Genomic DNA, 18583 nt, shown 5'->3' on the forward strand with positions numbered 1-18583 from the left:
GGCCGACCGGGGCCGCGCCTCCTCGTTTTCCGTTCATGTGAAATCCTCATGAAGAGGCGGGCAGAACCGGGACGCGCCCGTACTGTGCAGGCATGAGCGCAGAGCTGACGCTGGGGGCCGAAGAAGAGCTGCACCTGATCGACCTCGAGACGGGGCGTCTGTCGGCTCGGGCACCGCACCTCCTGACCCGGCTGCCCGCCGACCGTTACGGGGCGGAGCTGCAGCGCACCACGATCGAGACCAACGTGCCCGTCGTGACCACGCTCGACGACCTGCGGCGCGAGATCCTCACCCTCCGTCGCGACCTGGTCGAGGTGACCACCGCCGAGGGGCTCGCCATCGGCGCCGTCGGCACGGCCCCGCGCAGCGAGTTCGCCGACTTCGAACTGACGACGACCGGACGCTACGGGCGCATGCACGAGCAGTACCGCCTGCTCGTCGACGAGCAGCTGATCTGCGGACTGCAGATCCACGTGGGGGTGTCCGACCGCGACCTCGCCGTGCAGATCGCCGGGCGCATCGCCCCCGTGCTGCCGGCTCTGCTCGCCCTGAGCGCCAGCTCGCCCTACTGGAACGGGCAGGACACCGGCTACGCGAGCATCCGTTCGCTCATCTGGCAGCGGTGGCCGAGCGCCGGGGCGACCGGGCCGCTGGCCGACGCCGCCGAGTACGACCGGCTGCTCGCCGACCTGATCGGATCGGGCGTGATCGCCGACAGCGGGATGGCCTACTTCGACGTCCGACCGTCGAGCCACGCGCCCACCCTCGAGCTGCGCACCTGCGACGCCTGCCCCCTGGTCGACGACGCCGTGCTGATCGCCGGCCTCTACCGTGCCGCGGTGCGTCGGGCCGAGACGGACGTCGAGGCCGGTCGCCCCGCCGAGCACCGGGCGGCCCCGCTGCACCGCGCCGCGATGTGGCAGGCGGCGCGCAGCGGGCTCGGCGGCGAGTTGCTCGACCTCGAACCGCATCCGTCGCGGCTGCCGGCGGCCGAGGCCGTCCGGCAGCTCGTGACCCGGTTGCGTCCCCAGCTCGAGGAGTTCGGCGACTGGCAGACCGTGAGCGACCTCGCCGAGGCCACGCTCGCCCGCGGCAACTCCGCCGACCGGCAGCGCGCCGCCTTCGCCGAGCGGGGACGGCTCGACGACGTGGTCGACCTGGTCGTCCGCGAGACGCACGGCCCCGCCGCCGGTCTCGACGCCCCCACGCCGACCCTCGTGGGGTACCGGTTCCGCGCCGGCGACGAGGCGATCGGCCCGGGACTGCACCCGCGCCCGGCCTACCGCGACGTCGCCGGGTTCTTCCAGGAGCTCGGCGCGACCGAGGCGCACGCCCGATCCGTCGCGCGAGACGCCTGGTGCGAGCGGGCCGGTCTCGGGTTCGGCGTGGGCGGCGACCACCGGGCGTTCCACTGCGACCTCGTGCCCCGCATCGTCACACGGCACGAGTGGAGCCGGCTCGAGGCGGGTCTGACACAGCGGGCCCGGGCGATCGAGGCGTTCCTGCGCGACGCCTACGGCGAGCGTCGGGTCGTGGCGGACGGCGTGCTGACCCACGAGCAGGTCGTCGGGGCGGCGGGCTGGCGGGACGAGGCCACCCGGCTGCCCGCGGACGCCGTGCGGGCGGCGGTGCAGGGCTTCGACCTGGTGCGCGACGAGCTGGGTGGCTGGCGGGTGCTCGAGGACAACGTCCGGGCGCCGAGCGGGGCCGCGTTCTCGCTCGCGGTGCGGCGGCTGCTCGACGAGGTGGTGCCGGACGCTCCGCGGCCGGCGGGGCTGCTCGACCCGACGAGCGTGTTCGCGGTGCTGCGGGCGACGCTCCTGGCGCACGCCGCGCCTCCTCGGGGCGGAGGCGACTCGGTCGGCGCGGTCCTCAGCGAGGGCCCGACGAGCCCCGCCTGGTACGAGCACCGCACCCTCGCCGAGGGCGCGGGACTGCTGCTGCTGCGGGCCGACGACGTCGAGGTGCAGGAGGCGCGGGTCGTCGACCGCAGGACCGGCGCCGTCGTCGACGCCCTCTACCTGCGGCTCGACCGCGAGTTGGTCGACGTCCACGCGCCGCACGACCCGTTGCTCGGCGAACACCTGATGGACGTGGCGGCGGCGGGCGGCGTCGTGCTGGCCAACGCCCCCGGCAACGGGCTCGCCGACGACAAGGCGATGTACTGCGCCGTGCCCGACCTCATCTGGTACTACCTGGGCGAGCGTCCGCTGCTCGAGTCGGTCCCGACCTACCGGACGGGTGATCCGGCCGAGCGGCTCGCGGTGCTCGACCGGGTGGGCGAGCTCGTCACGAAGCCGGTCGACGGAGAGGGCGGCCGGGGCGTCCTGATCGGGCCCTCGGCGAGTGCGGCGGTCGTGGCCGAGCGGCGGGCCGAGATCGCCCGCGATCCGTCCGGCTGGGTCGCGCAGGAGGTGGTGAGGCTGTCGTCGCACCCGACCCTGACGGCGACCGGCCTGCAGCCCCGGCACGTCGACCTGCGCTGCTTCGTCTACCTCACCGGCACCGGGGCGGGCGAGAGCGTGCTGGCGGACCTGGGGCTCACCCGCGTGGCACCCGAGGGCAGCATGATCGTCAACTCGTCGCAGGGCGGGGGCGCGAAGGACACCTGGATCGTCGGCGACTGAGTCGCCGGGAAGACATCGGAAGACGTCGGGAGGCGCGGTGCCGTCCCGTGCTCCGGCACCGGTCAGAAAGGTCCGGCGGCCTTCGCGATCGCCTCGAACAGGGCGGTGGTGTCGTCGTCGCGGCGCTTGACCGACGTGCCGATCGTGCCGCCGGGGGAGTGGACCTCGGCCGAGACCCGGCTGCCCTTTTCGGACGCGGTGAAGTCGAGGCGGACGGCGTCCGCGCCACCCGCCGAGGCCGACCGGCGCAGGAGCGTGGCCCCCGTCTCGTCGGCGTCGCCCAACGAGAACGTCGGGCTCGCCTGCAGTGCCCGGCGCACGAGACCGGGCAGCATCGCCACCGGCAGCTTGAGGTCGAGCGTCGCCCGGGTCACCTCGGGGTCGCCTCGGACGATCTGGGGTCCACGCGTGTCGGCCATGGTCGGAGCGTAACGCCGACTCGCGGCTCCGTCGATCACCCGGAGCGGTAGGCCATGAGGATCTCTCGCCCACCTGCGTCGTTCCCCTACGCTGGGCCCGTGAGTGAACAGACCCTTCCGCCTGACTCGAGCGGCGTCCCGATGACCCCGCCACCCTCGGCAGACGAGATGCGGGTGACGAGCGAATGGATCGACGAGCTGACCCGCGTGTCCGAACTGCGGGGCATCGACGACACCGACGCCCAGGCCGACCTTTGGGACGCGCTCTTCGCCCTCGACCGCTGGTGGTTCATCGCCCGGGGCGAACTGCCCGACGTGCAGCCCCTGGTGACCGACGTCGACGGACGTCCGATGGTCCTGGCCTTCACGTCGCCCGAGCGGGCGCGGCAGCACGGCCTCGCGCGAGGCCTGTCGGACGAGGAGGCGGGCAGGCTCCTCGCGCTGCCGTCGGGCGGATTCGTCGACGATGCCGTCGTGCGGGAGCGCACCGGCGTGTTCGGCGTCCTCTTCGACGTCGAGGGGAAGGGGCCCTACGCACCCCTGGGTGCACTCGACGCCATGCGGAGGTTCGGCGCGGACCGGCGGGCGCGGCGCGCAGCGGACGCGAACGGCTCGACAGCCACGCCGCCGGCCGGTCCGGATCGCTTCGCCCGCCCGACGGACGCGCCGGTGCTCGTCGTCGCCCACGACGGCCGGCGGCTCCGGCGTCAGCTGGTCGGTTCGGGCATCGGGGTCCTCCTCGCCCTCGCCCTGCTCGCCGTCCTCGTGACGTGGGCCGTCACCAGCACCGCGCTGCTCTGGTTCGTGGTCGCCCTCTGGGTCCTGCCGACGCTGTTGCCGATCGCGACGTTCTCCGAGTACGTCGGAGCCCTGCGTCGCCGTGGTCGGCCGTCCTTGTCGGTCCACGCGTCCGCCGTCGTCATCGACGGCAGCGTCGTCGTGCCGTGGGACTCGGTCACCCGGGTGAGCTGGGTCGACGGGCCGGCCGGCCCCCTGGCCGGTGCCGGCGGGAGGTCTGTTCGGCGGCTGTCGATCGTCGCCCGTCTGTTCGCGATCGGCGACGGGAAGCGGCTCGTCAACTTCCACCTGCGCGACCACGACGAGGTGCGTCGTCACGCCGGCAGCGAGGGGACGACCCGCCTGGTCGACCCGACCCGCGCGACGCCGTCGTCGCCGGCGGACGCCGCGCACGCCTACGTGGTCCTCACCGACGCCCTCGGGTCGAAGGACTTCGCCGCCATGACCGTGGTGCTGCGCCGCCTGGTCGAGGACCGCGGACTCGGCTGGTCCCGCGCGGCCGAGTGAACGGAAGGCCATCGCGGAGCCGCGGCGGGGTCGCATCGGGCACCGCCGCCGCACCCGGGCCTCACCCGGCCGGCCGCCCTACGCTGGGGCGATGCCGAGCCCCGACCCGTCCGACCCCCGCCGTCCGTCGAGCCGTCGCGGCCCGTCGGGCACCGCAGCACTCACCTGGGGAGTCGTGCTGCTCGCGATCGCCGTCGTCGGGTCGCCGATCGGGGCGTCGGTGCTGCTCGTCGGGCTCGTGGCGCCCGGCCGGCAGTCGTCCGTCGACGTCGTGGTCGCCCTCGCCGTCGTCGCCGTCCTGGTCGCCGGCGGCGTCGTGCTCGTGAGGATCGGGCTGGGGCAGCGCCGTCGAGCCCGGCTCGAGAAGGTCGTCGACCGGGCCGCCCCGCCGGCGGCACCGATGCCGGTGACGCGGCCCGCGCCTCCTCGGGTGGCTCCCGGCAGCACGGCACCGCTCGTCGTCCCGCCTCCCGTGGTCGACGCGACGCCGGAGCGGACCACGGCCGTCGTGGTCGAAGACCCGGTCGCCCTGTGGCGCTCGGCGTTCCGGCTCGAGGCCTGGTGGTTCGTGGACCGCGGCACGGCCGGGGCCTCGAGGCCCTTCGCCGTCGTGGACGAGGGCACACCCACCCTGCTCGCCTTCACCTCGCCCGACCGCGCCCGGGACGCGGCCCTCGCCCGGGGCCTCGACGCGTCGTCCGCCGACCGGCTGGTCTGGCGCGCGCCCGCGGACTTCGTGGCCGACGTCGGCACGTACACCCGAGCCGGGCTGAAGCGGCTCGCACTCGACCCCGACCAGCACGGCGCATCGGGCACCCTCGCGGCGTTGCCCGAGATCGCACGGCTCGTCCGGCGCTGAGCTCAGGGCGTCGGCCCGTCGAGACCGTCGGGCATCCCGGGCGAGTTCGGCGAGAACGGTCCGTGACGACCGTCCGGTTCCCCCGAACCCGCCCGGTGTGGCCGAACCCTCTCGTCCTCGGGCGATCCGCACGGCATCCGGTCAGTTCCAGCGGTAGCCGTGTTCGGGTCGGCCGGGGCTGCCGTACCGGGGTTCGCGGGTCGCCGCCCCCGTGTCGGCGAGGTGTTCGAGGTACCGGCGCGCGGTCACCCGCGACACCCCGGCGACGTCGGCCACCTCGCCCGCCGACGGCGACCCGCCTCGACGCAGCACCGCGACGACCTGCTCGAGCGTGGCCGGGGCGAGGCCCTTGGCCAACGCGGGTGCCGGTGCCTGTCGCAGGGTGGCGAACCCCGAGTCGACGTCCGACTGGGTCACCTGACCCTGCCCGGCCGCGAGCGACTCACGGAACGACCGGTAGGCCCCGAGCCGGTCGGCGAAGGTCGCGAAGGTGAACGGCTTGATGAGGTACTGGACGATGCCGAGCGACACCGCCGTCCGCACGACGGCGGCGTCGCGCACGGCCGTGATCGCGATGACGTCCACCGTCGACCCCGCCGCGCGCAGGGCCCGGCAGAGCTGCAGGCCGTGCGTGTCGGGCAGGTTCATGTCGAGCAGGACGAGGTCGAGACCGCGCCCGTGAGGACCGCCGAGCGTGCGGACCGCGTCGAGGGTCTCGCGTCCGTCCCGTGCCCGACCGACCACCTCGAAGCCGTCCAGCCGATCGAGGTACGCGACGTGCGCCTCCGCGGTCAGGGGCTCGTCCTCGACGACGAGCACGCGAACCCGGTCGACGGACGAGGAGGCGCCGGTCACGACCGCACCCCACCACGACGTCGGGCGGCGGTGTCGACGTCGTCCGGCCGCCGGTCGGGCAGCAGCACCGAGAAGGTGGTCCCGTCGGTTCCCGTGGCGACGTCGAGTCGACCTCCGACCCGCCCCACGGCCTGACGGACGAGCGCGAGGCCGATGCCGCGTCCGCCCGGCGCCGCGGGCTTCGTGCTGAACCCCCGGCGGAAGGCGAGCTCGACGTCGTCCAGCCCCGGACCGTCGTCCTCGACGTCGAACTGGACGCCGCCCTCGACCCGGGCGACGGTCACCTCGACCCGCGGCGGCCGGGCCGGGCGGCCGGTGGGATCGAGAGCGGCGGCGTCGAGCGTCGGCGCGACCGCGTCGAAGGCGTTGTCGACGAGGTTGCCCAGGATCGTGACGAGGTCCCCGGGCTCGACGTCGATCGTCCCGAGGTCGGGCTCGACGTCGACGCGCAGCTCGATCGACCGTTCGCGGGCCTGCGCCGCCTTGCCGAGCAGGAGGGCGGCGAGCGTCGGCTCGTCGATCGAGGCCACGACCCGGTCGACGAGGCGCTGACCGAGCTCGAGCTCGTCGGCCGCGAAGCGGAGGGCCTCGTCGCCGCGCCCGAGCTCGATCAGCGACACGATCGTGTGCAACCGGTTCGAGAACTCGTGGGTCTGCGAGCGCAGCGCGTCCGAGAGGGTGCGCATGGTCTCGACCTCGCCCGTCAGATGGGTGAGCTCGGTGTGGTCGCGCAGCGTCGTCACCGTCCCGAGCGTTCGGCGGGAGTGCGGGCGGGCCGCGCCGGTCACCGGCACCGCGATTCCTGACGGCACCGCGCCTCCTGACGGCACCGCGCCTCCTGGGGGGACGACGCGTCCTCGTCCGGTCGCCGGCGACGGGCGGGGCGGGCCGTCGGTGGGCTCGGTGAGCTCCTGGTTGACGACCAGCACTCGGTCGTCGGTCACGTGCACCTCGTCGGAGGCGCGGCGTCCGGAGGCGAGCAGCTCGCCCAGCGAGGAGGGCAGCTGCAGTTCGGCGAGCGGGACGGGAGCGGCGATGCCCCCGGTGGGCAGGTCGAGCAGTTCGGCCGCCTGGTCGTTGTAGAGCGTCAGGCGGCCTCGATCGTCGACGAGCACGAGCCCCTCACGCACCGAGTGCAGCACCCCCTCGTAGTAGGAGAACATCCGCGCGAGCTCCTCGGGGCCGCGGCCCCAGGTCACCCGCCGCAGGTACCGGCTGAGCAGCCACGAGACGACGCCGCCGAGCAGCACGGTCGCCCCCGCGGCGGCGAACACGAGGGGCAGACGCTCACCGACGGACTGCGTGATGGTGTCGACCGTGACCCCGGCCGAGACGAGGGCGACGACCTCGCCGTCGCTCTCGATCGGCACGACCGCGCGCACCGACGGGCCGAGGGTGCCGGCGTAGGTCTCGGTGAACGACTGCCCGCGGAGGGCCGGGGCGATGGTGCCGACGAACGGGCGGCCGATCTCGTCGGGGTCGGGGTGCGTCAGACGGGTGCGGTCGGGTCGCATGATCGTGACGAAGTCGGTCGACGTGTCGCTCATCAGGGCCACGGCGTAGGGCTGCAGACGGGCGCTCGGGTCGGACGTCCCGAGCGCGTCGACGACGTAGGGGTTGTCGGCGATCGAGGTGGCGAGCGCCAGGCAGGCCCGCGCGGCCGAGCGGTCGGCGTCGTCGCGGGCCGACCGGATCGTCCAGGCCGTCGCCAGCAGGGTCACGGCGACGACGAAGACCACGAGAAGGGCGAAGAGCCGCGTGGCGATGCTCCACCGGGTGGGGTCGACGGTCATCTCGGGCGGGCTCCTCGCTGCGCTGCGGCCGGGGTCCATCATGACGCACCATCGGCGCGACCAGTATGACCACAACGTCGACGCCCACCCGGCGACCGGCGAGAGTCACGGCGACGAACCCCGCACGACCGTCGACGACGACGCCGCCGGTCACGAGCTCGAGGAAGACCCCCATGGCAAAGACGCACAAGGGCCCGCAGACCCCCACCCCCGGCGGAACGACGACGACGGGCGGCGTCCGCGCCCGGCGCCGGATCGACCGCTCGCACTGGCTCTACATCGCGGTGATCGTGGCCGTCGCGGCCGGCATCGTCGTCGGCCTCACGGCACCCGAGGTCGCCGTGCAGCTGAAACCGATCGGCACCGCCTTCGTGTCGCTCATCTCGATGATGATCGCGCCGGTGATCTTCTGCACGATCGTGCTCGGCGTCGGCTCCATCGCCAAGGCGGCGACCGTCGGCAAGGTGGGCGGGCTCGCGCTCGGCTACTTCATCGCGATGTCGACCTTCGCCCTGGCCATCGGCCTCGTGGTCGGCAACCTGATCCACCCGGGCGAGGGCCTGATGATCGGCTCGACCGGATACGAGGCCCCCGCCGCCGAGGAGGCCGGTGGCACGGCAGGGTTCCTGCTCGGCATCATCCCCGAGACGCTCGTGTCGTCGCTGACCAGCGGCTCCATCCTGCAGACGCTGTTCGTGGCGCTGCTCGTCGGCTTCGCCCTGCAGCGCATGGGCGACCGCGGCACGACGATCCTCGAGGGGGTCCGCAACCTGCAGGTGCTGGTGTTCCGCATCCTCGCGATGATCATGTGGGTCGCCCCGATCGGTGCCTTCGGTGCCATCGCGGCGGTCGTCGGCGAGACGGGCGTCGCCGCCATCGTCGCGCTCGGCACCCTGATGGTCGCCTTCTACATCACCTGCATCCTGTTCGTCGCCGTCGTGCTCGGCACGATCCTCAAGCTCGTCACGGGCGTCAACATCTTCCGGGTGATGAAGTACCTCGGCCGCGAGTACCTGCTCATCGTCTCGACCTCGTCGAGCGAGGTCGCGCTGCCCCGGCTCATCGCCAAGATGGAGCACCTCGGCGTCTCGAAGCCGGTCGTCGGCATCACCGTGCCCACCGGCTACTCGTTCAACCTCGACGGCACGGCGATCTACCTGACCATGGCGTCGCTGTTCATCGCCAACGCCATGGGCACGCCGCTCAACGTCGGCGAGCAGGTCTCGCTGTTGCTGTTCATGATGATCGCCTCGAAGGGCGCCGCCGGCGTCACCGGAGCCGGCATCGCCACCCTGGCCGGAGGCCTGCAGGCACACCGCCCCGACCTGGTCGACGGCGTCGGCGTCATCGTCGGCATCGACCGGTTCATGTCCGAGGCGCGCGCCCTGACCAACTTCACGGGCAACGCCGTCGCGACGATCCTCGTCGGCACCTGGACGAAGCAGATCGACAAGGACCGCGTCGAGACCGTGCTGTCGGGCCGCGCGCCCTTCGACGAGGCGACCATGAACGCGGACGATCACGGCGCCTCCTCGGGCTCGGGCTCGGACACGAGCGCCGGCTCGGCCGACCCGGCCGCCGCGCGTCTGCTCGACGGCCGCACGGGTGGGCTGGGCTCGCTCGAGGGCACCTCGCCCGACCGCATCTCGACCGGCTCGCTGCACGCCATGGTCGGCACCGACGGGCGCCGCGCCGACGAGCACCTCGCCGACGCCGCCGCGGACGACGAGCCCCGTCGGGGTTAGCACCTCCGTCGGACCCCAGGAAGTCGCCGAGACCCCCGTACGCGTGTGGGGGTCTCGGCGACTTCCGAGGGTCTCGCCGCCCGCCCACCGACCCGCGGCGGGTGCAGCGTGCAACATCCGCGTCGGAGGCGTACCGTCGCACCCGATGTGCGGTCACGCCCCACGGTCAGAGCCGACCGACCGGGCCCCGCAGGACGGAGCCACCATGCTCGCCGGACGCCTCGACGTCAGCACCCGCCACTTCTCGGTCACCGAGGTGCCCACTCCCGACGCCGGCCCGGGGCAGGTGCGCATCGCCGTCGCCGCCGCCGGCGTGTGCCTCAGCGACGTGCACCTGATCCAGGGCTCGCTCACGCCGCTCAACCTGCCCGGTGACACCGTCACCCTCGGCCACGAGGTCGCGGGCACCGTCGACCAGGTGGGCGAGGGCGTCACGCACGTCGCCGTCGGTGACCGTGTGCTGTTGCAGGCCGGTGAGGAGCGCGACGGACAGGTCTTCACCCGCGGCGTCGACTACGACGGCGGCTGGGCCGAGTTCGCCGTGGCCCGCGCCGACACGGTCGTGCCGATCCCCGACTCCCTGCCGTTCGAGCAGGCCTGCTTCATCCCGGACGCGGTGTCGACACCGTGGGCGGCGCTCACCACGACGGCCGACACCCGGCCCGGCACCGCGGTCGGCGTCTGGGGCATCGGCGGACTCGGTGCCCACGCCGTGCAGTTGCTCGCCCTGCTCGGGGCCGCACCGATCATCGCGGTCGACCCCTTGCCGGGGGCCCGGGACCGGGCCCTCGACTTCGGTGCCGACCTCGCGCTCGATCCCGCCGACCCGGACTTCGCCACGGCGCTCGGCCGCGCGACCGGTGGCCGAGGGCTCGCCCGGGCCTTCGACTTCGCGGGCGTGCCCGCCGTGCGCGAGCAGGCGATCGCCTGCCTCGGCTACCGGGGACGGTTGACGCTCGTCGGCCTGTCGGACCAGCCGATCACGATCACGGACGGCACGAAGTTCAGCTTCCTGCAGCAGCAGGTCCTCGGCCACTACGGTTCCGAGCCCGCCGATGTCACCACGCTCGTCGCGCTGGCGGCCCGGGGGAGGCTCGACTTCGCGAAGTCGGTCAGCGCGACCGTGCCGCTGGCCGAGGCCGAGCGGGCGGTTCAGATGCTCGAGCGCAAGGAAGGCGACCCGATCCGGATCGTGCTGGTCCCGTGAGCGACGCGACCCGCGCCTCCTCGGCTCCGCACGAGGGCGACGACCGCCCCGCGGGGGTCCACGACCGCCCTGCCGGCGCCAACGACCGCCCCGCCGGGGGAGACGTCGAGCACGTCGACCTGCTCGTCGTCGGCGCCGGCCTGTCCGGAGTCGGCGTGGCGGCCCGGCTCCGCCGCGACTTCCCCGGTCGCAGCCTGGCCGTCGTCGAGGCACGTGCGGCGATCGGCGGCACCTGGGACCTCTTCCGGTACCCGGGCGTCCGCTCGGACAGCGACATGTTCACCCTCGGCTACGGGTTCCGGCCCTGGCGGGACGCCCGTGCGATCGCCCCGGGTGCGGCGATCCGGGACTACGTCCGCGACACGGCCGACGAGACGGGCATCACGGGGCTGATCCGGTTCGGGCACCGGGTCGTCGCCGCCGACTGGTCGTCGGCCGACGCCCGGTGGACCGTGACGATCGAGGTCGCGAGCTCGCCCGGGCCGGGCGGGTCGCCCGCCGCCACCGACGCGTCAAGCGAAGGAGGCGCGGGTGCCACCCCGGCGACGCGTCGCGTCACGATCACGTGCGCGTTCTTGTTCGTCTGCTCGGGCTACTACCGCTACGACGAGGGCTGGTCACCCGCGTTCCCGGGGCAGGACTCGTTCGCCGGACGCGTCGTGCACCCCCAGCACTGGCCCGAGGACCTCGACGTGAGCGGGAAGCGCGTCGTCGTGATCGGATCGGGGGCGACGGCGGTGACCCTGGTGCCCGCCCTCGCCGAGAGCGCCGAGCAGGTCACCATGCTGCAGCGCTCGCCGACCTACGTGCTGTCGCTTCCCTCGCGTCGGAAGGAGCCCCGCGCATGGCGTCGGCTGCTGCCGCGGGCCGTCGACGACCGGCTGATCAGGTGGCGCAGCATCGGCATGGCGCTGCTCAGCTTCCAGACGAGCCGGCGTTCGCCCCAGAAGATGAAGGCGTTCCTCCGGGCGCAGGTGGCCCGGCGCCTGCCGGACGACTTCGACGTCGACCGGCACTTCCAGCCGAGCTACGACCCGTGGGACCAGCGCCTCTGCATCACTCCGGACGGCGCCCTGTTCCGGGCGCTGCGCTCGCGGTCGGCGTCGATCGTGACCGACGACATCGACTCGTTCACGCCGGGTGGCGTCCGGGTCGCGGGCCGCGACGGCCAGCGGGCGCACGAGCTGCCCGCGGACGTCGTCGTCACGGCGACCGGGCTCAACCTGCTGCTGTTCGGCGGCATGCGGATGTCGGTCGACGGAGTGGAGATCGACCCGGCGACCCGTCTGACCTACAAGGGGTTCATGCTCTCGGGGGTGCCGAACCTGGCCTTCGCGATCGGGTACACCAACGCCTCGTGGACGCTGAAGATCGACCTCGTCGTGCACTACGTCGCCCGGATGCTCCGTCACGCCGATCGTCACGGGTACCGATCGGCCGTGCCGGTCGCGCCGGAGCGGCCGGGGCCGACGAGCCCGCTGATCGACCTGACGAGCGGCTACGTGTCGCGCGGGGTGCACCTGATGCCCCGGCAGGGAGCGCGGTCACCGTGGCGGATGCACCAGAACTACCCGCGCGACGTCTGGCTGATGCGGCACAGCACGCTGACCCGGGACGGCATGCGGTTCGAGCGCTGAGCGAGCCCCGCCGGTCTCGGGTCGGACGACGCGGTGGCCCGCCGTGGACGACTCAGCCGACCACCGCGAGGGCGAAGGGCAGCACGGCGGGGGCCCCGGCGCGGCGCAGTTCGCGTCCGGCCACCGTGATCGTCCAGCGGCTGTCGACCAGGTCGTCGACGAGCAGCACCGGCCCGGACACCTCGGAGAGGGCCGTGGCCAGCTCGGGGCCGACCTGGAAGGACTGCCAGACGTCGGCCAGGCGGTAGACGCTGTTGCCGCCCTGGCCGCGGCCGGCCGAGGGGCGGGCGCTGCCGAGCGTGCCGAGCAGCGGCAGTCGCCCGACGGTGCTGATCGCCTCGGCGAGCGACCCGACGAGTTGCGGCCGCGACGTGGACGGCATCGCGACGACGCCCACGGGCCGTTCGGCCCACGGCCACTCCTTCAGGACGCGCACGACCCCGTCGAGCAGGTGCTTCGACAGGGGGGCGTCGGGGGCGTTCGCCGCGAAGACCTCGCGCAGCGTGTTGCCCCATCCGAGGTCGGTCAGTCGGGCGAGCGCCCGACCCGGCTCGACCCGTTCGCCCTCGGGGATCTTGCCCTTGACGGACACTCCGGCCCGGTCGGCCCCCGTGGGCCACTGGGCCCGGGGGTCGATCTCGACGCCGACCCGGTCGAGGGTGCTCGCTGCCGAGGTCGCCGCCTCGCCGGCGATGTCGGTCGGGTACCAGGTGCCCGCGCAGACGTCGCACCGCCCGCAGGGCTCGGCGGCCGGGTCGTCGAGGTCGACCTGCAGCATCTGCATGCGACAGGTCTCGCCGCGCTCGAACGCGAGCATGGACTCCTGCTCGGCGACCCGGGCCGCGGCGATGCGGTCGTAGCGTTCGGCGTCGTAGACCCAGGGCTCGCCCGTGCTGACCCAGCCGCCCTGCACCCGGCGGACGGCACCGTCGACGTCGAGCACCTTGAGCATGAGCTCGAGGGGGGTGCGCTTGACGTCGACCCGCGCCTCGAGGGCGGGCGTCGACAGTGGCGTCTCGCCCAGCTCGGCCAGCACGGCCGCCGCCCGCGCCTCGGACGGCATCGAGGCCGTGGCGAAGTACTGCCAGATCTCGGCGTCCTCGGTGCCGGGCAGCAGCAGCACGTCGGCGTTGTCGGTGGCGCGACCCGCGCGGCCGATCTGCTGGTAGTACGCGACGGGCGACGACGGCGCACCGAGGTGGATCACGAAGCCGAGGTCGGGTTTGTCGAAGCCCATGCCGAGGGCGCTCGTGGCGACCAGGGCCTTGAGGTCGTTGCCCTTGAGGCGCTGTTCGAGCTGTTCGCGTTCTTCGGGGTCGGTGCGGCCCGAGTACGACTGCACGTCGTGACCGGCCTCACGGAGCAGCCGGGCGGTGTCGTCGGCCGCCGAGATGGTGAGCGTGTAGATGATGCCGCTGCCGGGCAGGTCGGCGAGGTGGCTGAGCAGCCAGCCGAGTCGGTCGCGCGAGGTCGGCAGCTGCAACACCCCGAGACGCAGGGAGGCGCGCGCCAGCGACCCCCGGATCGTCAGCACCTCGTCGCCCGGCCCCACGGCGAGTTGCTCGGCGACGTCGGCCACGACGCGGGCGTTGGCCGTGGCGGTGGTGGCGAGGACGGGGACGCCCGCGGGCAGGGTGCGGATGAGGTCGGCGAGGCGACGGTAGTCGGGTCGGAAGTCGTGGCCCCAGTCGGAGATGCAGTGCGCCTCGTCGACGACGAGCATGCCGAGCCGGGCGATGAGGACGGGCAGCTGCTCGTCGCGGAAGCGCGGGTTGTTGAGTCGTTCGGGGGAGACGAGCAGCACGTCGATCTCGTCGTCGACGAGTTGCTGCTGGACGTCGGACCACTCGTGGGCGTTCGCCGAGTTGACCGCGACGGCCCGCACCCCGGCCCGGGCGGCGGCGGCCACCTGGTCGCGCATCAGGGCGAGCAGGGGGGAGACGAGCAGCGTCGGGCCGGTGCCGCGTCGACGCAGCAGCAGGGTGGCGATGAAGTACACCGCGGACTTGCCCCAGCCGGTGCGCTGGACGACGAGGGCCCGGCGACGGTCGGCGACGAGGGCCCGGATGGCCTCGAGCTGTCCGTCGTGGAAGACGGCGTCGTCGCGCCCGGTGAGCGCCCGCAGCAGGTCGAGTGCCTCGGCGTCGATGTCGGTCGCGGTGCTCGTCGGTGTCATGGACCCATGCTCGCAGAGGCCACCGTCACCCGCCGGACGGACGAAGGGCGCGACCGCCCGTCACCGGGTGGTCGCGCCCCGGGGACGAGACGAGGGAGGTGGGTCAGCCCGCCGAGGAGTCCGAGCCCGGCTCGGCCGGGGGAGTGGCACGCTTGCCCAGTTCGACCGCGACGAACGAGGCGACGACGCCGGCGACGAGCGCGAAGACCGTTCCGCCGGCGCCCCACGACTTCTTGCCGAACAGCTGGTCGACCGACGGGCCGCCGGGGCCGGAGGCCAGGGCTGCGGCCGCGGCGATCAGGACGGCGTTGTACTCGTAGCCACCCTCGGTCACCCACGGGCCCTTGGCGAGGTGGACCTTGCGGACGGCCGTGACCATCGTGCCGACGATGCCGGCGGCGGCGAGCGGGGTCGCCGCGCCCAGGGCGAGGGCGGCGCCGCCGGCGGTCTCGGTGACGGCGACGAGACGGGCGTTGCGGGCGGCGGGGTGCATGCCCGTGCCGGCCATCATCTGCTCGGTGCCGGCCAGGCCCGGGCCGTCGAAGGCGCCGGTCAGCTTCTGGAGTCCGTGGCCGACGAAGAAGCCGCCGACGGTCAGGCGGAGGAGGGTGGATGCGAGGCTCATGCACCGTTCCTACCCGGTGTGGGCCGTCGCCGTCCGCGGAGGAGCGCGTCCGGTCCGCCGCCCGTGTCAGGATCGGGGGATGCGCGCCGTCCAGTACGACCAGTTCGGGTCGATTCCGACCATCGTCGACCTCGCGGTACCAGTGCCGCCCGCCCACGGCGTCGTGGTCCGCGTCGCGGCCACCGGGGTGTGCCGGAGCGACTGGCACGCCTGGAAGGGCCACGACGACTCGGTGCGCCTTCCCCACGTGCCGGGCCACGAGTTCGCGGGCGTGGTGACGGCGGTGGGCGCCGACGTCACCCGGGTCGTCGTCGGCACCCGCGTGACCGCCCCGTTCGTCTTCGCCTGTGGCACGTGCGACGAGTGCCGTGCCGGTGCCACCCAGGTGTGCTCCCGTCAGCAGCAGCCCGGGTTCACCCTTCCCGGCTCATACGCCGAGTCGCTGGTCGTCCCGCACGCCGACGTGAACGTCATCGCCCTGCCGGACGAGGTCGGCTTCGTCGAGGCGGCGGCGCTCGGCTGCCGCTTCGGCACGGCGTACCACGCCCTGCACGCCCGGGCCCGCGTGCGGGCGGGTGAGTGGGTCGCCGTCTTCGGCTGCGGCGGAGTGGGGCTCTCGGCGGTCGCCGTGGCGGTGGCCGCCGGTGCTCGCGTCGTCGCGTCGGACATCTCGCCCGCCGCCCTCGAACGGGCCGCCGACCTGGGTGCCGAGGTCGTCCCGATGGACGACCTCGCCGTCGAGCGGGTCCGAGCCCTCACCGGAGGAGGTGCCGACGTCGCCCTCGACGCGTTCGGCAGTCGGGTGACGTCCGCGGCGTCCGTCGCGTCCCTCCGTCCGCGGGGTCGACACGTCCAGGTGGGCCTGCTGCTCGACGACGAGGCCGCCCCGGTGATCGCGATGGGCCGGGTGATCGCCGACGAGCTCGAGTTGCTGGGCAGTCACGGCATCTCGGTCGGCGAGTACGCCGCGATGCTCGACGACGTCGTCGCGGGCCGACTGCGTCCGCAGGAGTCCATCGGCCGGACGATCGCCTTCGACGACCTGCCCGACGCCTTGGCCGCCATGGACCGACCGGCGGTCACGGCCGGCATGACGGTGGCCGTGTTCTGACCCGACCTACCTCGGTCGTCGAAGGTTGGTGATGCTCAGCCAGATCAGGCAGAGCATGCCGATCAGCGTGAAGTACGAGCCCGACTTCCCGGGATCGAGGACGATCAGGACGATCGAGGCCGCCGCGAGCGTCACGGCGACGGCGAGGAGGACGGACCAGGTCGTGCGACCCGTCGTGGGCGGGGGGTTCGACGTCATGCTCCATGCTGTCATCCCTCCACGGCGTCCGCGACGTGTCCGACACGGGAGGATGGCTCCATGACTGCACTCCTGGGAATCGACGTCGCGGCCGAACTCCGACAGGTGACCGAGCACTGGACGCCGCGGGTCGTCGGGCGGGTGAACGACCAGTACGTGAAGGTCGCGAAGCTGCTCGGCGAGCTCGTCTGGCACGCGCACGACGCCGAGGACGAGATGTTCCTCGTCGTCTCGGGCACCTTGCGCATCCAGCTCCCCGACGACCACGAGGTGGTGCTCACCCCCGGGCAGTTCCACGTCGTGCCGCGGGGGGTGCCGCACAACCCCGTGGCCGACGACGAGGTCGAGATCGTGCTGATCGAGACCACCACGACGGCCCACACCGGTGACGTCGTCGTCGACCGCACCGTGCCCCTCGACCGTCAGGTCGGCGACTTCCGCTGACGACGACGCCCGGGAGGCGCGGGGCGCGTTCCCGGGGGCCGGGCAGGCTAGCCGCCGCGGGTCCATTCCGCGACGAGCGAGACGGCGTGCGCGTACTCGGCCAGCCGGGGCCGGTTCAGGAAGGCATGGCGGGTGCCCGGCAGGATGTCGTGCCGCACGTCGACCCCCGCGTCGGCGAGCTCCCCGGCGAACAGGTCGCCCGAGGCCCGCATGTTGTCGCGCTCGGCGTTCACCACGAGCGTCCGGGGGAACTCCGAGAGGGCGTGACCCCCGGGGAAGGCGAGACGGTCGCCCAGCGCGGTCGGCGAGCCGGCGTAGTTGCGGTTCATCACGTCGAGCGCCCACCTCGCGTGGCTGAGTCCCCGGTGGCCGCCCGACCGGTGGCGTGCCTCCGCCATCCGGGGGTGCGCGGCGTGGAAGAAGCCGTAGGCGAAGACGGCGCCGGCCGGAGGGCGACCCTCGTCGATCGTGCGGAGGGTGGCCGCCGCGACGAGGCACGCCCCCGCGCTCGCGCCTCCCACGATGACGCCCTCGGGGGACCGGTCGCCCACCTCGCCGTAGGCCGTCACCACGTCGTCGAGTGCCCCCGGGTACCGGGTGCGCGACGGCATCAGTCGCCCGGCCACGAGACCGAGGCCCGGGGGAGGCGCGAGACGGTAGTCCACCGTGGCGACCCTCACCCCGCGTGCGGCGAGCGACCGTGCCACGTCGTGCGCCTCCGGCTGGTCGAGTCCACCGCGGAAGAATCCGCCGCCGTGCAGCCAGAGCAGCGTCGGGCCTGCCGGGGCCGACGTCCCCGGCCAGGGCTCGTACCAGCGGACGATGACGTCGGGGCGGACGGGCACGGTACCGCTCACGTCCGATCCACCGCGTCGTCGGGCAGGACCAGCAGGTCGAGGTGGTCCTGCAACTGCTGCACCACGTCGATGCGGTCCGGGTCGAGGAGCCACTGCAGCTGGATGCCGTCCCACAGGGCCACGAGCCCGGACGCCGCCCGGTCGGGGTCGACCCCGGGGCGCAACCGACCCCGCGCCTCCAGCGCTCGCAGAGCGTCGCCGTACTCGGCACGCAGACGCTCGAAGCGCTCGCGCACGTAGTCGCTGCCGGGGTTGCCGGTCGTGACCGCCTCGCCCGCCAGCACCGCGTAGAGCGCGATGAGCCCGGGGACCGTCTCGTTGTGTCGCGCCTGTCCGAGGACGGTCCCGATCAGGTCACCCGGGTCGGGAGGCTCGGCCGAGCGGTCCGAGACCGTGTCGCGACGTTCGAGCACCGCGAGCAGCAGCGCGCTCTTCGACGGGAAGTAGTGCAGCAGGCTCGTCTGACTCATGCCGACGACGTCCGCCACGTCTCGGAGCGACCCGCCGACGTAGCCCTTGGTCGAGAACACCTCGAAGGCCGCCTCGACGATCGCGAGCCGGCGTTCGGCCGACTTCGCGTACGGGCCGCGACGCGCGGGACGAGAACCGTCGGCGGCACCGGTGGGCACGCCGCCTGGGTCGCTCGTCGTCGAGCCGGTCGTCGTCATGATCGGCCACTCTACGACCTCCCGAACACCTCGCCCGTGAAATTCGAGCGACCACTC

16 protein-coding genes are annotated in these 18583 nt (G+C 73.6%); 8 read left to right on the forward strand and 8 right to left on the reverse strand.

Annotation, left to right across the window (positions count from 1 at the left end):
• Positions 1 to 92 precede the first annotated feature (92 nt).
• A complete protein-coding gene (locus tag SZ60_RS06995; RefSeq protein WP_043594829.1) occupies positions 93 to 2627 on the forward strand; it encodes a carboxylate--amine ligase/circularly permuted type 2 ATP-grasp protein in 2535 nt (844 codons plus the stop codon).
• A gap of 62 nt (positions 2628 to 2689) precedes the next feature.
• Here SZ60_RS06995 and SZ60_RS07000 read toward each other — a convergent pair whose 3' ends face one another.
• Positions 2690 to 3046: a hypothetical protein gene (locus tag SZ60_RS07000; protein WP_043594830.1), complete on the reverse strand. Its 357-nt coding sequence runs from the start codon at positions 3044 to 3046 to the stop codon at positions 2690 to 2692.
• A gap of 141 nt (positions 3047 to 3187) precedes the next feature.
• On the opposite strand from SZ60_RS07000, the gene SZ60_RS16405 reads away from it, so the two are divergent.
• Together SZ60_RS16405 and SZ60_RS16410 are read left to right on the forward strand one after the other, a co-directional pair.
• Positions 3188 to 4351, forward strand: a complete 1164-nt coding sequence (locus tag SZ60_RS16405) for a hypothetical protein (protein WP_052505225.1) — start codon at positions 3188 to 3190, stop codon at positions 4349 to 4351.
• 91 nt (positions 4352 to 4442) lie between these two features.
• Entirely contained in the window at positions 4443 to 5210 is a 768-nt protein-coding gene (locus SZ60_RS16410; RefSeq protein WP_156155527.1) for a hypothetical protein, read from the forward strand.
• A gap of 141 nt (positions 5211 to 5351) precedes the next feature.
• Here the strand turns inward: SZ60_RS16410 and SZ60_RS07015 are convergent, their stop codons facing one another.
• Both SZ60_RS07015 and SZ60_RS07020 read right to left on the reverse strand, forming a co-directional pair.
• A complete protein-coding gene (locus SZ60_RS07015) occupies positions 5352 to 6065 on the reverse strand; it encodes a response regulator (RefSeq protein WP_043594831.1) in 714 nt (237 codons plus the stop codon).
• Positions 6062 to 7858: a sensor histidine kinase gene (locus SZ60_RS07020; RefSeq protein WP_043594832.1), complete on the reverse strand. Its 1797-nt coding sequence runs from the start codon at positions 7856 to 7858 to the stop codon at positions 6062 to 6064. Before SZ60_RS07020 ends, SZ60_RS07015 begins: the two co-directional genes overlap by 4 nt.
• A gap of 173 nt (positions 7859 to 8031) precedes the next feature.
• Between SZ60_RS07020 and SZ60_RS07025 the strand changes: the two genes are divergently transcribed.
• The 3 genes from SZ60_RS07025 (at position 8032) to SZ60_RS07035 (ending at position 12447) form a co-directional block, all read left to right on the forward strand.
• A complete protein-coding gene (locus SZ60_RS07025; protein ID WP_082059942.1) occupies positions 8032 to 9603 on the forward strand; it encodes a cation:dicarboxylate symporter family transporter in 1572 nt (523 codons plus the stop codon).
• A gap of 205 nt (positions 9604 to 9808) precedes the next feature.
• Positions 9809 to 10810 (forward strand): zinc-binding dehydrogenase, encoded by a 1002-nt coding sequence (locus SZ60_RS07030; protein WP_082059943.1) that lies wholly within the window; start codon positions 9809 to 9811, stop codon positions 10808 to 10810.
• Entirely contained in the window at positions 10807 to 12447 is a 1641-nt protein-coding gene (locus SZ60_RS07035; protein ID WP_082059944.1) for an NAD(P)/FAD-dependent oxidoreductase, read from the forward strand. Before SZ60_RS07030 ends, SZ60_RS07035 begins: the two co-directional genes overlap by 4 nt.
• 52 nt (positions 12448 to 12499) lie before the next feature.
• Here SZ60_RS07035 and SZ60_RS07040 read toward each other — a convergent pair whose 3' ends face one another.
• Both SZ60_RS07040 and SZ60_RS07045 read right to left on the reverse strand, forming a co-directional pair.
• Entirely contained in the window at positions 12500 to 14623 is a 2124-nt protein-coding gene (locus SZ60_RS07040; protein ID WP_043594834.1) for an ATP-dependent DNA helicase RecQ, read from the reverse strand.
• A gap of 103 nt (positions 14624 to 14726) precedes the next feature.
• A complete protein-coding gene (locus SZ60_RS07045; RefSeq protein ID WP_043594835.1) occupies positions 14727 to 15248 on the reverse strand; it encodes a DoxX family protein in 522 nt (173 codons plus the stop codon).
• Between the two features lie 79 nt (positions 15249 to 15327).
• Here SZ60_RS07045 and SZ60_RS07050 point away from each other — a divergent pair, with 79 nt between their 5' ends.
• A complete protein-coding gene (locus SZ60_RS07050) occupies positions 15328 to 16359 on the forward strand; it encodes an alcohol dehydrogenase catalytic domain-containing protein (protein ID WP_043594836.1) in 1032 nt (343 codons plus the stop codon).
• 6 nt (positions 16360 to 16365) lie between these two features.
• Here SZ60_RS07050 and SZ60_RS07055 read toward each other — a convergent pair whose 3' ends face one another.
• Positions 16366 to 16557 carry a hypothetical protein gene (locus SZ60_RS07055; RefSeq protein WP_043594837.1) on the reverse strand — a complete coding sequence of 64 codons (192 nt, stop codon included), beginning with the start codon at positions 16555 to 16557 and terminating at the stop codon, positions 16366 to 16368.
• 60 nt (positions 16558 to 16617) lie between these two features.
• On the opposite strand from SZ60_RS07055, the gene SZ60_RS07060 reads away from it, so the two are divergent.
• Positions 16618 to 17001 carry a cupin domain-containing protein gene (locus tag SZ60_RS07060; RefSeq protein WP_043594838.1) on the forward strand — a complete coding sequence of 128 codons (384 nt, stop codon included), beginning with the start codon at positions 16618 to 16620 and terminating at the stop codon, positions 16999 to 17001.
• Positions 17002 to 17048: 47 nt separating this feature from the next.
• Here SZ60_RS07060 and SZ60_RS07065 read toward each other — a convergent pair whose 3' ends face one another.
• Together SZ60_RS07065 and SZ60_RS07070 are read right to left on the reverse strand one after the other, a co-directional pair.
• The gene (locus tag SZ60_RS07065; protein ID WP_052505227.1) at positions 17049 to 17858 is read right to left on the reverse strand and encodes an alpha/beta hydrolase; all 810 of its coding nucleotides are present in this window, start codon (positions 17856 to 17858) and stop codon (positions 17049 to 17051) included.
• A complete protein-coding gene (locus tag SZ60_RS07070) occupies positions 17855 to 18526 on the reverse strand; it encodes a TetR/AcrR family transcriptional regulator (protein ID WP_052505228.1) in 672 nt (223 codons plus the stop codon). Before SZ60_RS07070 ends, SZ60_RS07065 begins: the two co-directional genes overlap by 4 nt.
• Between the last annotated feature and the right edge of the window lie 57 nt (positions 18527 to 18583).

The organism is Frigoribacterium sp. MEB024, from assembly GCF_000878135.1.
Classification (GTDB): Bacteria; Actinomycetota; Actinomycetes; order Actinomycetales; family Microbacteriaceae; genus Frigoribacterium.

Bases quoted from the DNA above. Each gene is read 5' to 3' on its own strand.
- SZ60_RS16405 (WP_052505225.1), top strand. From the start codon at position 3,188: ATGACCCCGCCACCCTCGGCAGACGAGATGCGGGTGACGAGCGAATGG.
- SZ60_RS07055 (WP_043594837.1), bottom strand. From the start codon at position 16,557: ATGACGTCGAACCCCCCGCCCACGACGGGTCGCACGACCTGGTCCGTC.
- SZ60_RS16410 (WP_156155527.1), top strand. From the start codon at position 4,443: ATGCCGAGCCCCGACCCGTCCGACCCCCGCCGTCCGTCGAGCCGTCGC.
- SZ60_RS07045 (WP_043594835.1), bottom strand. From the start codon at position 15,248: ATGAGCCTCGCATCCACCCTCCTCCGCCTGACCGTCGGCGGCTTCTTC.
- SZ60_RS07020 (WP_043594832.1), bottom strand. From the start codon at position 7,858: ATGACCGTCGACCCCACCCGGTGGAGCATCGCCACGCGGCTCTTCGCC.
- SZ60_RS07040 (WP_043594834.1), bottom strand. From the start codon at position 14,623: ATGACACCGACGAGCACCGCGACCGACATCGACGCCGAGGCACTCGAC.
- SZ60_RS07050 (WP_043594836.1), top strand. From the start codon at position 15,328: ATGCGCGCCGTCCAGTACGACCAGTTCGGGTCGATTCCGACCATCGTC.
- SZ60_RS07000 (WP_043594830.1), bottom strand. From the start codon at position 3,046: ATGGCCGACACGCGTGGACCCCAGATCGTCCGAGGCGACCCCGAGGTG.
- SZ60_RS06995 (WP_043594829.1), top strand. From the start codon at position 93: ATGAGCGCAGAGCTGACGCTGGGGGCCGAAGAAGAGCTGCACCTGATC.
- SZ60_RS07060 (WP_043594838.1), top strand. From the start codon at position 16,618: ATGACTGCACTCCTGGGAATCGACGTCGCGGCCGAACTCCGACAGGTG.
- SZ60_RS07070 (WP_052505228.1), bottom strand. From the start codon at position 18,526: ATGACGACGACCGGCTCGACGACGAGCGACCCAGGCGGCGTGCCCACC.
- SZ60_RS07025 (WP_082059942.1), top strand. From the start codon at position 8,032: ATGGCAAAGACGCACAAGGGCCCGCAGACCCCCACCCCCGGCGGAACG.
- SZ60_RS07030 (WP_082059943.1), top strand. From the start codon at position 9,809: ATGCTCGCCGGACGCCTCGACGTCAGCACCCGCCACTTCTCGGTCACC.